General features: G+C 74.2%; 11 protein-coding genes. 3 read left to right on the forward strand and 8 right to left on the reverse strand.

All coding sequences use genetic code 11. From position 1 onward, the window contains the following. Nucleotides 1-5 precede the first annotated feature (5 nt). The 5 genes from ACQP00_RS26300 to ACQP00_RS26320 form a co-directional block, all read right to left on the reverse strand. Nucleotides 6-3,452, reverse strand: a complete 3,447-nt coding sequence (locus ACQP00_RS26300; protein ID WP_433223497.1) for a BTAD domain-containing putative transcriptional regulator — start codon at nucleotides 3,450-3,452, stop codon at nucleotides 6-8. Between the two features lie 163 nt (nucleotides 3,453-3,615). Next, a complete protein-coding gene (locus ACQP00_RS26305; protein WP_433223499.1) occupies nucleotides 3,616-4,554 on the reverse strand; it encodes a ribose-phosphate diphosphokinase in 939 nt (312 codons plus the stop codon). 29 nt (nucleotides 4,555-4,583) lie between these two features. After that, nucleotides 4,584-5,876 carry a glutamate-cysteine ligase family protein gene (locus tag ACQP00_RS26310; RefSeq protein ID WP_433223501.1) on the reverse strand — a complete coding sequence of 431 codons (1,293 nt, stop codon included), beginning with the start codon at nucleotides 5,874-5,876 and terminating at the stop codon, nucleotides 4,584-4,586. A 731-nt stretch (nucleotides 5,877-6,607) separates the two neighbouring features. Further along, nucleotides 6,608-6,988 (reverse strand): CAP domain-containing protein, encoded by a 381-nt coding sequence (locus ACQP00_RS26315; RefSeq protein ID WP_433223503.1) that lies wholly within the window; start codon nucleotides 6,986-6,988, stop codon nucleotides 6,608-6,610. Between the two features lie 718 nt (nucleotides 6,989-7,706). Beyond that, nucleotides 7,707-8,891, reverse strand: coding sequence for an FAD-dependent monooxygenase (locus ACQP00_RS26320; protein WP_433223504.1), 1,185 nt, complete (start codon nucleotides 8,889-8,891; stop codon nucleotides 7,707-7,709). A 77-nt stretch (nucleotides 8,892-8,968) separates the two neighbouring features. Here ACQP00_RS26320 and ACQP00_RS26325 point away from each other — a divergent pair, with 77 nt between their 5' ends. Beyond that, nucleotides 8,969-9,541 carry a TetR/AcrR family transcriptional regulator gene (locus ACQP00_RS26325; RefSeq protein ID WP_433223506.1) on the forward strand — a complete coding sequence of 191 codons (573 nt, stop codon included), beginning with the start codon at nucleotides 8,969-8,971 and terminating at the stop codon, nucleotides 9,539-9,541. Nucleotides 9,542-9,715: 174 nt separating this feature from the next. Continuing rightward, the gene (locus tag ACQP00_RS26330) at nucleotides 9,716-10,870 is read left to right on the forward strand and encodes a CynX/NimT family MFS transporter (protein ID WP_433223508.1); all 1,155 of its coding nucleotides are present in this window, start codon (nucleotides 9,716-9,718) and stop codon (nucleotides 10,868-10,870) included. Nucleotides 10,871-10,983: 113 nt separating this feature from the next. Here the strand turns inward: ACQP00_RS26330 and ACQP00_RS26335 are convergent, their stop codons facing one another. From ACQP00_RS26335 to ACQP00_RS26345, 3 genes are all read right to left on the reverse strand, one after another. After that, a complete protein-coding gene (locus tag ACQP00_RS26335; RefSeq protein WP_433223510.1) occupies nucleotides 10,984-11,739 on the reverse strand; it encodes a PP2C family protein-serine/threonine phosphatase in 756 nt (251 codons plus the stop codon). Between the two features lie 67 nt (nucleotides 11,740-11,806). Continuing rightward, on the reverse strand, nucleotides 11,807-12,115 hold the full coding sequence (locus ACQP00_RS26340) for a hypothetical protein (RefSeq protein ID WP_433223512.1): 309 nt from the start codon (nucleotides 12,113-12,115) through the stop codon (nucleotides 11,807-11,809). Nucleotides 12,116-12,125: 10 nt separating this feature from the next. Beyond that, the gene (locus ACQP00_RS26345) at nucleotides 12,126-12,746 is read right to left on the reverse strand and encodes an NADPH-dependent F420 reductase (protein WP_433223514.1); all 621 of its coding nucleotides are present in this window, start codon (nucleotides 12,744-12,746) and stop codon (nucleotides 12,126-12,128) included. Between the two features lie 50 nt (nucleotides 12,747-12,796). On the opposite strand from ACQP00_RS26345, the gene ACQP00_RS26350 reads away from it, so the two are divergent. Further along, the gene (locus ACQP00_RS26350) at nucleotides 12,797-14,875 is read left to right on the forward strand and encodes an ATP-binding protein (protein ID WP_433223516.1); all 2,079 of its coding nucleotides are present in this window, start codon (nucleotides 12,797-12,799) and stop codon (nucleotides 14,873-14,875) included. Nucleotides 14,876-14,936: the final 61 nt, after the last annotated feature.

A 14,936-nucleotide genomic window follows, 5' to 3' on the forward strand; every position in this document is an offset into this window, starting at 1 on the left:
GGGCGTCACATCCAGGGCGTCGCACCGGTACGGGCGGCCAACGCCTTCGCCGCCGCGAAGTGGGCGTCGGCGGGCCGTCCGAGCGCGACCGCCAGCTTGCCGAGCACCAGATCGACGGGGGGACCGGGGACCGTACCGCTGGCCAGGCCGACGAACTGCCCGGCCCACGGCAGCAGCTGCTCGTAGCAGTCGGCCGCCACGGCCACGTCGCCGAGCGCGGCCGCGTTCTCGCTGCGCAGTCCCATCATCGCCAGCCAGTAGTAGTCCTCGCGGACCGGCACGCCGGGCCGCCAGGCCGCGCGGGCCTCGTCGAGCCGGCCCGCGTCGACGTGCGCCCGGGCGATGAACTCGCCGGCCTCGGCCTCGGCGGTCGACAGCGTCCGCAGCGGCTCCAGCACCGGCAGGCAGGTGTGCCCGAGGCCCTGGGTGAGCCGGACGAAGAACACCCCGACGAGGCTGACGAGGTTGGCGTTGGGCTGCCCGGCGGCCTCGATCCGCCGGCCGAGCTCGGTGTAGATGCGCTCGGCGGTGGCGTTGTCCCCGGCGAACACCGCGCGGATCGCGCCGAGGATCGCCATCACGGAGAGGGTCACCCCGAGCTGCCCAGCGGTGGACCGTTCGAGCGCGCGGTCGAGGTGCTCCTGGGCCAGCCGCAGGTCGTTGCGCTCCAGCGCCGCCTGGTACAGCATGTGGTGCGCCTGCGCCTGGAACCCGAGCGACTTGGCCCGCTCCGCCACGTCGAGCAGTTCGGCGCCGACCGCGGGCAGCTCGTGGCGGCGTCGCGGGTTGAGCACCGCGAAGTAGCGCGCGTTGAGGGCCTGGCACAGCAACAGCGCGTCACCCTCGGCGCGGGCGATGCGCAGCGCCTCCGCGCTCGCCTCGTCGCACCGGGTCAGCTCGTCGCCCTCGAGCTCGTAGACGAGGGCCACGAGCATCCGCACCCGCAACCGGGCCGGCAGGCCGGGGCGGGCCAGGGTCTGTTCGAGCAGGCCGACCAGCGGCCGGTCGATGACCCGGGCCACCCGGATCGACCAGGCCACCGGCGCGTCGAACGCGGCCAGGGCCCGGGCCAGCGGCTCGACGTCGGCCGCCCTGTCCGCACCAGTCGCCCCGGCCGCCCCGGCCGCACCAGCCGCATCAGGGACGCCGAGTTCGGTGGCGGCGCGGACCGCGTCCCAGCGCGCGGCGCGGGCGCCCAGCATGTCGCCGGAGTTGGCGCGGGCCGAGGTCAGGCCGCACAGGAGGTCCAGCCGCAGCGCCCCCGGGTGCTCGCCGGGGTCGGCGGAGGCCGGGCGGCGCAGGCCGAGGGCGTCGAGGGCGGCCGCGTACAGCTGGGCCGCCTCGCTGTGCGCGGACAGCCCGGCCGCCTGCCGGGCCGCCGCCACGGCGTGGCCGGCCGCCCGCACCGCCGTGGCCGGGGTGGCGGCGGCCAGGGCATGATGGCCGAGCGCGGCGACGTCGTCGGGGTTGGTGCGCTCCAGCACGGTGAGGACGCGCTCGTGCAACCGGCGGCGGCGGAGCTGGGGCATGTCGTCGTACAGGACGTCGCGTAACAGGGCGTGACCGAACCGTACCCGGCCGGGGGCGGGCTCTTCCAGCAGGCCGGCGAGCACGCCCGCCTCGAGGCCGTCGAGCACCGCGTCCTCGTCCTCGGTGAACGCCTCGGCGAGCACGTCGATGTCGACGTCGCGGCCGAGGATCGAGGCGTGGCGCAGGACCGTCTGGGCCGCCGCGGGCAGCCGGGCGAGGCGGCGGCGCAGGACGTGGCCGATGCCGGACGGGATCGCGCGGACGGCGCTGCCCGTGCCCTCGGCGGAGATCAGCCGGGCGGTCTCGGCCAGGAACAGCGGGTTGCCGCCGGTGCGCTCGTGGACGACGGCGGCGACGGCGGCGTCGACCGGGGCGCCGAGGTGGTCGGCGAGGACGCGCGCCGCCGCGTCCGGTTCGAGGCCGCCGAGCACCAGTTCGCGGGAGCGGGGCCCGGCCAGCGCCGCCTGTGCGGCCGCGAGCTGCGGGTGGTCCTCGCCGGTCCGGAAGGTCGCCACCACCAGCACCGGCCGTCCCGCCAGCGCGACGGCGACGTGCCGGAGCACCTGGAGGGTCTCGCCGTCGGCACGGTGGACGTCGTCGAGCACCACGAGCAACGGTCCGCCCGACCCGAGCCGCTCACCGACGGCCTGGGCGAGCTGGAACTGGTCCGCGAGCCGCTGGTCGGACGGCGCGGCTCCGCCCTGCGGCAGCGGTTCGTCGGCGAGGACCTCGGTCCAGGCCCAGGCGGGTGGCGCGCCGTCGACCTCGGGGCAGCGGCCCCAGGCGACCTGCCAGCCCCGCGCCGGCATCGTTGCCGAGAAGGCCCGCACCAGGGTCGACTTGCCGGCGCCCGCCTCACCGCCGACCCAGACGATGCGCAGACCATCCCGTTGTACCGCGTCGGCGACCTCGGTCAGCGCGGCGAGTTCGGCTTCGCGTCCCACCGCCTCGCCGCCACGGGTCTCGGCGGTCCGCACCGCCGGCTGGGTGCCGGGGCGGCCGGGTTCTTCGTCGGCCCGGCTGGTGCCTGCTGCCGCCGCCGGCGACGAGGCCGGGGGCGGGGGCGGCGCGTCGGCGGAGAGGTGCTCGGCGTGCGCCAGGACGTCCGCCTCCAGCGCGCGCAGCGCCGGACCCGGGTCGACGCCCAGCTCGTCGGCCAGGCGCTCGCGGGCCTGGCGGAGCACGGCGAGGGCGTCGGCCTGCCGTCCCGCCCGGTACAGCGCCGAGGCCAGGACGTGCACGGCCCCCTCGCGCAGCGGGTGCTCCTGCACGTGCCGGTCCAGCTCGGGGACGACCAGGGCCGCCCGTCCCAGCCGCAGCGCCACCCGTCCGGCCGCCTCCACGCAGGCCAGGCGGAGCTCCTCCAGCCGGGCCGCCTCCGGGGTGGCCCAGGCCTCGTCGGCGAACTCGGCGTACGCGGGGCCGGCCCAGGCGTCCAGCGCCGCCCGCAGCAGCCGGTCGGCCGTGCGCGGGTCGGGGCCGGCCAGGTCGGTGCCCTGCCGCAGGAGCGTCTCGAACCGCCAGGCGTCGACCTGCTCGTCGGGCAGGCGCAGCGCGTAGCCGGGTGCCACCGACACGACGACCGTCGCGGCCGTGCGGGGGGCCCGGCCCGGTTCCAGGGCGCGGCGCAGGTTGGAGATGTACACCTGCAGGGCGGCCAGGGCCTTCGGCGGTGGTTCGCCCTGCCACAGGTCGTCGATGAAGCGGTCGGTGGGCACGACGTGACCGCCCGCCGCGACGAGCCGGGCCAGGACCGCGCGCTGCCGGGGGCCGCCGGCGTCGGCCGGTGCGCCGCCGACCGTGGTCCGCAGGGGGCCCAGGACGCCGACGCGGACGGTGGCCGGGCCGTCGCCGGGGGTCGCCGTGCCGGAGCCCGCGTGTGGATCGCCGCGGCCGGCACCTGGGCGTGCGGTGTCAGGCACGGGAAGTCACGAACATCGGGGCTCACTCACGTCAGAACTGGGGACAGTGCTTCTCCCGGCATCTGATCATGAACGGAGAGTGCCGACAACCGCGATGCGGACATCGGACACCACGCTTGACCATTCACCCGCCGGTGCGTGGTGGCGTCACTCGTTGGTGACGTCAGTGGAAGAGTGAGCTCACGGACTCGCCGTTGTGGATGCGGCGCATCGCCTCGGCCATGGCGGGCGCGATCGACAGCACGCGCAGCTTCGGGACCCACTTGTCCTTCGGGAGCGGGACGCTGTTGGTGCACACGATTTCGAGCACGTCGTCCTGCTCCTGCAGGCGGCGCAGCGCGTCGCCGGTGAACAGCCCGTGCGTGCACGCCACCCGGATGCTGGCCACGCCCCGTTCGCGGAGGCGGTCGATGAGCTCGAAGACGGTGCTGCCGCGGGCGATCTCGTCGTCGAGGACGATGACGTCGCGGCCCTCGATGTCGCCGATGACCGTGCTGATGACGACGCGGTCGTCGGAGAAGCGTTGTTTGGCGCCGGCGGCCACCGGTACCGACAACATGCGCGCGAAGGCCGAAGCAGGTTTCGCGTTGCCCAGGTCCGGCGACACGACGACGGCGTTGGACAGGTCGGTGCCGTGGAAGTGCCCGGCCAGCTCGCGCAGGGCGTGCAGGTGGTCGACCGGCACCGAGAAGAAGCCGTGCACCTGCGGCGAGTGCAGGGTCAGGGTGAGCACGCGGCTGGCCCCGGCGGCGGAGAGCAGGTCGGCGACGAGCCGCCCGCCGATGGAGATGCGCGGCTCGTCCTTCTTGTCGGAGCGCGCGTACGCGTAGTGCGACATGACGACGGTGGTCCGCGCGGCCGACGCGCCGCGGGCGGCATCGAGCATGAGCAGCAGTTCCACGAGGTGTTCCTGCACCGGCGGCACCAGCGGCTGGATCAGGAACACGTCGCGCTCACGGCAGTTGGCCTGCAGTTGCACCTCGAGGCAGTCGTTGGCGAACCGATCCACCCGCACGGGCAGGAGCGGCACCTCGAGCTGCGCACAGATCTCCTCCGCCAGCGCGGGATGCGCACTACCACTGAACACGGCGATGTCGCGCACGAGCGGGACTCCTCGAAGCCGGGGTCTGGTCATCCCGTTGATACCACACGCATCCCGCGCGCCCGCTCCTGCGGCGCGTCGTCTGCCGGGCAGCGTCCTCGCAGAACGTAGCGGTCGACGAACTGGGCAACGGCATCGCGCACGGTGAGCGGCGCGTCGCTGCGCGCCAGGACCGCCTGGGCGGCGGTGAAGCAGGCGAGCGCGGCGGCGGCGGTGGCCGGGTCCGCGAGGCCGTCCCGGGCGGCGGCGAGCCAGTCGCGGTGCCGGCGCAGGGGCGAGCGCAGGTGCTCGGTGGCGTCGGCGGCGGCCTGCGCGCCCTCGGGGTCGTCGAGCAGCGCGGTGACCACCGCGGCCGGCACCACCCAGTCGTCGCCGGCCTGCTGGTCGATCATCCGCAGCTCCAGGTAGCCGCGCGGGCGCACCGGCGGGACCAGGGTGCCGAGGTGCCGTTCGAGGTCGGTCAGGGTCACCGGGCGCGGACCGTACCCGCGCAGCCAGTCCCGCATGGTCAGCCCGTGCGGGACGTGCCAGCGCCCGTCCTGGCCGGTGGCCGGGTCGTCCCCGGGCGGGGCGACCATCGCGACCTTCGCGGCGAGCGCGTAGCGGGCCCAGGCCTGGCGCGGGTCGTCGGTCCGCTTCGGGGCGCGGGTGCGGCTGGCGTCGGTGCCGAAGCGCAGTGCCTGGCGGTAGGACGCCCAGCGGCGCCCGGCCCGCGTGACGTGCGGGGAGTTGGCGAACGCGGCCATCATCACCGGGCCGATGGCGTCGGCGAGCCACCAGCGCCGCGTGAAGTGCGACCAGTCGTCGGCCTCCGCCTCATCGGTGCCGGAGTCGAGGCAGACCTGGATCGAGGCCGAGTTCGTCATCACGGTGCGTCCCCGGTTGCCCGCACGGTCGTGGTACTCGGCCAGCGCCACATAGCGTGGGTGGTCGGTCACCAGACGCGGGCGGCGGAGCATGTCCAGACCGGTCCCGTCGAGGTACAGCCCGTGCTCGGCCAGCGCCGCCCGCACCAGCGCCAGGTCGCCCGCCAGCGCGGCCAGGCACTCCGCCAGCGACCCGCCCACGGAGCTGGACAGCTCCAGCTGGCCGCCCGGCTCGATCGTCACCGCGCTGCCGCCCGGCAACGGGTTGCCCAGGTGCGCCACCAGGCCCAGCAGCCGGTCCGGCGCCGGGCGATGCAGCGGCCGGCGCGGATCGCGCACGCAATACTCCAGCTCCACCCCGACGCGACCCACCGGACCGACCCGGAACCCGGCGGCGGCCACATACGCGGAAGCGGTGGTCTCCGTGAGGAGGATGGCGGATGTCGTGTCGTTCACGGCGGCCTCCCGGAAGAAGGGTGCGTGCTACCCAGGGTGGTGTTGCGGATGGGAAAAGTGATCGTTCAGGTGCGTCGTGCTCGGCGGCGGGGTGGTGCACGGTGCGGCGGCGGGCCCGACCGGCGGCGGGGTGCCGGGCGAGGTGCATTCAATTAGGCGGTCAGCGGGGCGTTCTGTCCAGCGTCCGAGGACAACGCGCGATGAACTTCCGATGGGAAGCCGCTGGAAGTCAGCCGGGTCAGCGCCCCCGCACGCCCGCCGAGTCACCTTTGGCGCCAGCCGCGAATTCGCGCTCCAAAGGCCATCAAGATCGATGTTTATCGGTCTCCGGAAGCGATTTCCGGACCATCGATGAAAGCGTTTTCTCTGGTACGGCCGCTGTCGCACCCACGCGCCGGACGAACTCGAGAATGATCACGAGAAATACCCCGGCGTCGCGCTCGGGGTGGCTTTCCGTTCGATTTCTTCGGGGTGTGCAGCGGAGTGTGTCGATCGCGTGACGCAAAGCCCGGCCCCGCACCGCATCCTGGTGCGCCACGGCGGTGCGAGTGCGGATGGAGTAGTCAATGAACTACTGAGAGTGCCCAGTGGCGAATCGCCCGGCATATCGCCGGTGCGTTTCCGGCGCGTACTTCCCTGGCTACACTCCGTCGACACATTCTGAACCGAGAAATTTCGGTGCCGCCGCCCGGCTCCGGGGTTCGTCGTCCGCGGAGCCGGGCCTGGGCGTGTCACCAGGGACTGGCGAAGTCCTGGGTCCAGTAGGGCACGCCGCGTGAGTTGTACGCGACGGCGACGCCCATGTTGCGGAACCGGCAGTTGAGGATGTTGGCCCGGTGGCCGGGGCTGTTCATCCACGCGTTCATGACGGTTCGCGCGTCCGGCTGGCCCCAGGCGATGTTCTCGCCGTACGAGGACCAGTGGTACCCGGCGGCCCGGACTCGGCTACCGGGGGAGCCGCCACTGGGCGACCCGTGCGAGAAGTAGCCGCGACCGGCCATGTCCCGCGAGTGCTGCCACGCGGCGAAACCGAGCCGCGGGCTGGCCGAGACCGGCCCGCATCCGGCGCGTGCGCGCACGCTGTTGGTCAGGGCGACGACGCCGCGAGTCATGCCTGAATCGGCCGCGAACACCGGCCCGCCCTGAACCGCCGCGCCCGCCGCAACCGCACCGGCGACGAGCGTAACGGCGAGACCCTTTCGGAATCCCATCTCACCTCCACGAAGTAGGGCAGATGGCCTGAAAGTACGGGTTGGTCGGATTTGCGGCCCGAATATCGGCAAAACCGCGTGTTTGCACCGTTTCTGCGCTATGAAGCGCCTGCCCCACGCGCGAAGACCGCCCGAAGTTCACCCGGATGAGTGATGCGAACGCCACGGTGGGTGTCCTGAAGGTGGTGCCAACAACGGCTACGCAGCGACGCAGCAGTCGGTGCGGCGGTGGGCGAGATGCGTTGCGGTGATGCGGCGGGTGGCGGTGGTGGTGTGGCGTGGTGAGTGGTCGGTCCACGACAGATTCGGACTCTGCGCTGATGGTGATAGCCGCTGCGAGCACAGTGCGGCGGCCGGCGGCGGCAGCGCGGCGGCAGCGCGGCGGCGGTGGGTGTTGGTGGCGTGGCCGGGTGCGGTGACGGCGGCACCCGAGGCCGTCAGCGCCGCCGGGATCAGCGCGGTGCCGCCGGGATCAGCGCAGCGCCGGGGCGGTTGTCAGCGCCGCCGGGGTCGGCGCAGCGCTGGGGTCAGAGCCGCGCCACCGAAGAGGGCAGCGCAGCACCGCCGCGCCAGGGAGCGCAGCGCAGCGCCGCCGAGTTCAGCGCGGCGTCGGGGGCGGTCAGCGCAGCGCCGGGAGTTCGTATGTCGGCAGGTCGAACGCCGCTGCTGTTCGGCTGGCGAGGCGGCTGATGAGGCGGGGCGCGATCGGCATGTAGCGGATCATCTTGAAGAAGCGGTTGCGCTGGGCGATCTTCCTCCAGGTCAGCGGGACCAGGAAGTCGGGGCCGGCGTCGGCCTGTTTCTGGCAGGTCGCGACGTACGGGCGCATCAGGTCCTCGTAGCGGGCGAACGCCACGCGGTGGTCGCCCCGCGCGCGGTCGAGTTCGCCGGCCAGGACGTGGGCGCCGACGATGGCGAGGCCGGTGCCGTTGCCGCCGGGGCCTCCTGCGAAGCCGGCGTCGCCCAGGAGGGCTACCCGGCCCTGCGACCAGCGGGGCAGGTGGATCTGGGTGGTCGAGTCGAACCAGAAGTCGTCGGCGTGCTCCATGGCCGCCAGCAGTTCGGGGGTGCGCCAGCCGGCGTCGGCGAAGCGGGCGGCGATGATCCGGCGCTGCTGGTCCGGGTCGCGGTAGTCGTACTCGAGGCCGGGCTCGTAGAAGCTCAGCGAGACGATCTGGTTGCCGCCGTGGGGGGACGAGACGGTGACGGAGCGGCCGGGCTCGGAGTACATGATGCCGCTGCGGTGCAGGCCGAGGGTGCCGGGCATGGTGAAGATCGCACCGTACACGCCGAGGGGTTTGCGGGTTTCGGGGTCGTCGCCGAAGACCAGGCGGCGGACGCCGGAGTGCACGCCGTCGCAGCCGATCAGCAGGTCGTAGCGCTCGGCGGTGCCGCCGGCGAACCGGACGTCGACGCCCGTTTCGTCCTGGTCCACGGCCGTGATCTGGTCGCCGAAACGGTACCGGACGCGCTCCCTCGTCGCCGCGTACAGCACCTCCGCCAGGTCGCCGCGGAGCACCTCGACGTCGCCGCTGAAGATGGCGGACGGCAGGGCGGTCAGGCGCTCGCCGGCGCCGTCGACGACGGCGATGTCGCCCATGTGCGTCGCCTTGGCCTCCAGGGCGGCGCGCAGGCCCATGCGGTCCAGCGTCGCCAGGTGCACCGGGCCGCGGAAGTCGACCGCGTAGCCGCCGCCGCGCAGGGCCGGGGCCTTCTCCACGACGGTGACGTCGTGTCCGTAGCGGCTGAGCCAGAGCGCCAGGGCCGGTCCCGCGACGCTCGCCCCCGAAATCAGGATGTCCATGCCGGGAACCATACGCCCGTGCTACACGTTTGTATAGAACGGCCGTATAACACGTCCGTATAGTAAGATCGGGCTTCATGGGACATCGCGAGGACCTGCTCGAGGGCGCGGTTCGCTGCATCTACGAGAAGGGGTTCGCGCGCACCACGGCGCGCGACATCGTCGAGGCGTCGGGCACGAACCTGGGCTCGATCGGCTACCACTACGGCGGCATGGCCAACCTGATGACCGCCGCGCTCGAACGGGCCATGGAGAACTGGGGCCTGTCGCTCGCGGAGGCGATCGGCAACGCCGGCGCGGAGGGGCTGAGCGGGGCGGAGCGCTTCGAGCGGTACTGGGAGTACATGATCGACAGCGTCCGCACCCACCGCCGGCTGCTGATGGCGACGTACGACGCGTTCGTGCAGCTGGACCAGAACGACGAGGTGCGGCGGATGCTCGTGGAGGGCATGCGGGACGCCAGACTGCTGTGGGCGCAGGTGTTCCACGGCATCGATCCCGAGGTCGAACCGGCCCGCGCGGCGCAGCTCGGCTCGTTCTATCAGGCCCTGGTCAGCGGCGTACTGACCCAGGTCCTCATCGACGAGCACGACGCCCCGACCGCCCAGGACCTCAGCGCCGCCGTGCGGTTCGTGGCCGCGGGCCTGTGAACGCGGGTCACCCGCGAGAAGCGGCGAGCCCGTGAACGCGGGCGACCCCGCGAGCAGCGGCGGGCCTGTGAACGCGGGCGGCCCCACGGGGAGCCGCGGGCCTGTGAACGCGGGCGGCCGCGCGAGGAGCGGCGGGCCTGTGAACGCGGGTGGCCCGCGAGGAGCGGCGGGCCGGTGAGAAGCAGCCAGCTCGTGGCCGGGGTGCTGCTCATCGGGGCGGTCGGCCGCGCCCCGATCACGTCGGTCGGGCCGCTCGTCGCCGACATCCGCCACGACCTCGGTCTGAGCTCCGCGGCGACCGGGTTGCTCACGGCCGTACCATTGCTGGCTTTCGGGGTGTTTTCGCTCGTCGCACCGCGCATCGCCGGGCGGATCGGGCTGGAACGCAGCCTGGCCCTGGCCCTGGCGCTGCTGGCCGGCGGGATCGTGGTGCGGTCGGTGCCGACTCAGCTGTGGACCGGCACGCTCGCCGTCGGCGCGGCCATCGCGTGCTTCAACGTGCTGCTGCCGGGCGTGGTCAAGCGCGACTTCCCGGACCGGGTCGCACAGCTGACCGGGGGCTATTCGGCCGCTCAGGCGGTCGTGGCGGCAGTGGCGTCCGGGATCGCGGTACCGCTGGCGGCGGCGATCGGCGGCTGGCGGTACGCGATGGGGGCCTGGGTCCTGCTCGTCCTGGTCGCGATCGTCGTCTGGCTGCCGCAACTGCGCGGCGGCCCGGCCGCCGCCGGACCGCCCCGCCGCGCGCCGCTGCCCTGGCGCAGCGCCCTGGCCTGGCAGGTCACGCTGTTCATGGGGCTGCAGTCGCTGGCCTTCTACGTGCTGGTGGCGTGGATGCCGACGCTGGAACGCGAGCACGGGATCGCCCCGGGCATCGCGGGCTGGCACCTGTTCGCGAGCCTCGCCGCGTCGGTCGTGGCCAACCTGACCGTGCCGGTGCTCATCCGCCGCCTGCCGGACCAGCGGCTCGTCGGGGTGGTGTGCGCGGTGCTCATCGGGGCCGGGATCGCGGGCCTGCAGTGGCTGCCGTGGACGGCGGGCTGGGCCCTGGTCGCGGTGCTGGTCAACGGGTTCGGCGCCGGGATGGCGCTGGTGCTGTGCCTGTCGCTGTTCAGCCTGCGTACCCGCGACGACGCGCAGACCGCCGCCCTGTCGGCGATGGCGCAGTCGGTGGGGTATCTGCTGGCCGCGGCCGGCCCGGTGCTCATCGGGGCGCTGCGGGATGCGACGGGGGCCTGGACGGTACCGGTGACGGCTCTGGTTCTGGTGTCTTGTCTGATCGCGGTGTTCGCCGTGCTGGCGGGGCGGCCCCGGACGATCGCGCGGGATTAGCCGGAATGGGTGGGCCGAACGGCTCGTGTCTGGAGGACCCGTCCCCACTAGGGTGGATTTGCGCCAAGATCGGCAACGGGGGCGGTGAGCAGTCCCGTGGTCACCGCAACGGTTTAGGCGACCTTCACAACGACCGTCGTGGCGTTGTCCCGGCCGCCCGCCTCCAGGGACGCGGCGACCAGGGCCGACGCCATGACGTCGGGGGACGCGCCGGAGCCGAGGGTGCGCTCCATGAGCTGGTACGGCACCTGCTCCGCGATCCCGTCGGTGCACAGGCAGTAGACGTCGCCGGGGAACATGGTCACGCTCAGCACGTCGGGCTCGGGCAGGCCGGGATGGCCGATGAAGCGGTGCAGCTGGTAGCGCGCGGCGGCCGCCTGGGGTGAGTCGGCCGGGTACCAGCCGTGCACCGCGCCCAGCCACGCCGCCGTGTGGTCGACGGTGAGCAGCTCGAGGAGTCCGCCGCGCAGGCGGTACACGCGGCTGTCGCCGATCTGCGTGACCCAGGCGCCGGTGGCGTCGGCGACGAGGGCGGTCAGCGTGCAGCCGGTGAGCTCGCGCAGCTCCTGCCCGGCCGCGCGGACCCGGCGCTGGGCGTCGGCGATCGCGGCGAACAGCGGGGTCGGCTCGAACGGGCCGCGGTGGTCCTGCACGGCGGAGGTGAAGACGTCGACGGCCATCCGACCGGCGGTGCGGCTGCCCTCGCCGGCGCCCATGCCGTCGGCCACGACCGCGCACAGACCGGGGCGGCGCTGCAGCTCGGCCGCGTGCAGCACGTCGAAGTTGGCCGGATACCGCCGGCCGATGTCCGTGGCGGCCCCGACGCTGAGCAGCCGCCCCGCGCCCTGGACCTCGATCGTCATCGCCATCGACGGTCAGGGTAACCGTTGCCGGGGTGGCCGGGTGGCCCCGTATTCATCCACCGTTCAGCGTCGATCAGTGACGTTCGTCGCTCCCGTCCGCACGGAACGCCCGAATCTCCCAGGTGCCGTCGTCGCGCTGGGACCATCCGTCGATCTCGCCGCCGAGTTCCGCGAACATCACCACGCGGTCGTACAGCCAGTCGGCGAAGTCGTCCTGCTCGTCGACGGACAGCCCGGTGCGCACCGCGGCGCCGAACGTGATCAGGCCGGTGCCCGCCAGCGGCGAGCCGCCGAGGATGCCGATGACCCGCGGGTCGGCGATGTCGTCGCGCTCCTCGACCTCGAGGTACCCGCCGTCGGGCATCTCCACCAGAAACGCCACCGCGCGCGCCTCAGCGGGTCGCGTCGGCGAGGCCCGCGCGCAGGCGGGTGGCGTCGAGGTCCGCACCGTACACCGGCGCGCCCGGCTCCTGCCGCCAGCTGTCGTCGAGGCCGCCCGCATCGATCGGGTCGAAGCCGAGCTCGTCGACCAGGCCCATGATGAGCTCCTTGGCCGCCCCGTCGTCGCCCGCGACCGGCAGCGCGATGCGCCCGTCGCCGCCCGCCGGTCGCCCGTGGGTGAGCAGGTGATCGGCGCGGATGGTGTTGAAGATCTTGACGACCCGGGCCCCGGGCAGCTGCTCGGCGGTCCACCGGCTCGACGTGGTGCCGCTGTCCAGCGCCGCGATCTGCCCGTCGCGCGCCGGATAATAGTTGCCGGCGTCGGCCACCACGCGCCCCGCGAGGTCCTCGGCCGGAAGATCAGGAACGGCGTTCATCGGTACCGCGATGACGACGATCTCGCCCCGCGCCGCCTCCCGCACCGTGCCCGCCGACGCGCCCGTCTCGGCCGCGAGGCCCGCCAGCGAACCAGGTCCGCGCGAGTTCGCGACGGTGACGTCGTGCCCGAGTTCGCGCAGCCGCCGGGTGAGCGTCCCGCCGATCTTCCCCGACCCGATGATCCCGATCTTCATGCGTTCCACGCTACCCGCGGCGGCGGGCGGCTTGGCGGTACAGTCGCCGGATGGATGCCGCGGCGTCGCTGGTGGGGCGGGATGCCGAGGTGCGTCTCGCGGCCCGCCTGCTCGCCTCCGGCCCCGTCACCCTGGTGGGTGCGGCGGGCAGCGGCAAGACCCGCATCGCGATCGCCGTCGTTTCCTCCTTTCCCGGGCCGGTGCACTTCGTCGATCTGTCCACGATGGACGACCCGGACGTGGCGGGCTTTCTCCTGGACGCGCTGGGCGTGACCCGGCGCCCGGACCTGGACGCGTTCGGCACGCTGGTGGAGACCCTGGACGCCGGGCTGCTCGTGCTGGACAACTGCGAGCACGCCGCGGCCGCGGTCGGGGCGCTCGCCGGGCGGCTGCTGGCGGCCCGGCCGGACCTGCGGGTCCTCGCGACCAGCCGGCAGCCGCTCGGGCTGGCCGCGGAGACGGTGCTCGCCGTGCCGCCGCTCGATCCCGACACGGCGCTGCGCCTGTTCGCCACCCGCATGTTCGAGCGCACGGGGCGCGCGCTGCCGCCGGAGCACACGGCGGCGGCCGCGGCCATCTGCGCCGCCCTCGACGGGCTGCCGCTGGCCATCGAGCTGGCCGCGGCGCGGGCGGCGCTGCTGTCGGTGCCGGAGGTACGCCGGCTGCTGGCCGACCGCTTCCGCGTGCTCGCCGACGCGAAGGCGCCCGGTCCCTCGCACCACCGCACCTTGCGGGCCGCGCTGGACTGGTCGTATCACCTGCTGTCGGCGGACAAGCAGACCCTGCTGCGGCAGCTCGCGGTGTTCCAGGGCGGGTGGAGTGCCGCGGCGGTGGGTGTCCTGCCGGGGTACCGGCCGGAGCTGCTCGAGGCGCTGGCGGAGCGCTCGCTGCTGACGTCGTCGCCGGGGCGCGGGCGGATGCTGCAGACGGTCACCGCGTACGCGGCCGCGCGGCTGGCCGAGGCGCCGGGCGAGCACGACGCCGCCACCGCCGCGCACGCCGCGTTCTTCCTGGACCTGGCCGAGCGGGCGGCGGCCGGGATCCGCGGGCCGGAGCAGCGCACGTGGCTGCGCACGCTCACCCTGGAGCAGGACAACCTGCGGGCGGCGCTGGCCACGCTCGCCGCCCGTCCCGGGGGCACCGAGGACGCGGACCTGCGCCTGGCCACCGCGATGGCGCCCTTCCAGCATTTCATCGGTGGGTACTCCCAGGGCCGCGACTGGCTCGCCGCCGCCCTCGCCCGCCGTCCCGGCGCGCCGGCCCCGGCCCGCGCGGCGGCCGCCTCGGCGGCGGCGACCCTGGCCATGCTCGCCTGCGACTACGGTGCCGCCTACGCGCTGGCCCACCAGGCGCTGCCCTTCGCCGCCGCGCGGGGGCCGCTGCTGACGTTGCTGGGCGGTGTGGAGCGCGAGCGGGCCCGGTACCCGCAGTCACGGGCGTACCTGGAGGAGGCCCGGGAGCTGTACCGCGCGTCGGGTGACGCCTGGGGCGAGGGCCGCGCGACCCAGCTCGCGGGCGCGACGGCCTGGCTGTCAGGCGACCTGGACGGCGCGGACGGGCTGCTGGCGGCGTCGCTGGCCGCGTTCCGGGACCTGGCCGACGCGGAGTCGGCGGCCTCGTCGCTGACACACCTGGGCGCGGTGGCGCACTACCGGGGCGACCAGGTGGCCGCGCGGGCCGCGCTGGAGGACGCGCTGTCCGGCTTCACGGAGCTGGCCTTCCCCGAGGGCGTGGCCTGGGCCCAGGAGCTGCTGGCCCGGGTGGATCTGGCGGAGGGCCGGCTGCCGGCGGCGGCGGAGCGGCTGCGGGCCAGTCTTTCCCTGCACCGGCGGGTGGGCGACCGCTGGCGTACGGCGAGTGTGCTGGAGTCCTTCGCCGAGTGCCGCCGCCGGCTGGGCGATCCCGCGCACGCGGCCGCGTTGCTGGGGGCGGCGGACGTGGTACGGCGGGAGATCTCGGCGCCGACCCCGCTGTGCGAGCGCCCGGGCCGGTCGGCCACGGAGTCGGGGCTGCGGTGCGCGCTGCCCTCGGCGGACTTCGCGGGGGCGTACCGCTTCGGGATGCGGACGGCGCTCGACGGGGTGCTGGCGGTGACGGGGGCGGCGGCGCTGACTCCGGCAACCTCCTGACGCCGCCGCTCGCCGATCGTGTCGTCGAGCTGCACGTCGCCGTCCAGCACGACGACCCGGT

It is taken from the genome of Dactylosporangium sp. CS-047395 (assembly GCF_050942185.1).
GTDB lineage: Bacteria > Actinomycetota > Actinomycetes > Mycobacteriales > Micromonosporaceae > Dactylosporangium.

What these genes read in the sequence shown, in the direction of transcription:
- ACQP00_RS26345 (WP_433223514.1), bottom strand. Translation starts at nt 12,746, where the DNA reads ATGAAGATCGGGATCATCGGGTCGGGGAAGATCGGCGGGACGCTCACC.
- ACQP00_RS26335 (WP_433223510.1), bottom strand. Translation starts at nt 11,739, where the DNA reads ATGGCGATGACGATCGAGGTCCAGGGCGCGGGGCGGCTGCTCAGCGTC.
- ACQP00_RS26315 (WP_433223503.1), bottom strand. Translation starts at nt 6,988, where the DNA reads ATGACTCGCGGCGTCGTCGCCCTGACCAACAGCGTGCGCGCACGCGCC.
- ACQP00_RS26350 (WP_433223516.1), top strand. Translation starts at nt 12,797, where the DNA reads ATGGATGCCGCGGCGTCGCTGGTGGGGCGGGATGCCGAGGTGCGTCTC.
- ACQP00_RS26325 (WP_433223506.1), top strand. Translation starts at nt 8,969, where the DNA reads ATGGGACATCGCGAGGACCTGCTCGAGGGCGCGGTTCGCTGCATCTAC.
- ACQP00_RS26320 (WP_433223504.1), bottom strand. Translation starts at nt 8,891, where the DNA reads ATGGACATCCTGATTTCGGGGGCGAGCGTCGCGGGACCGGCCCTGGCG.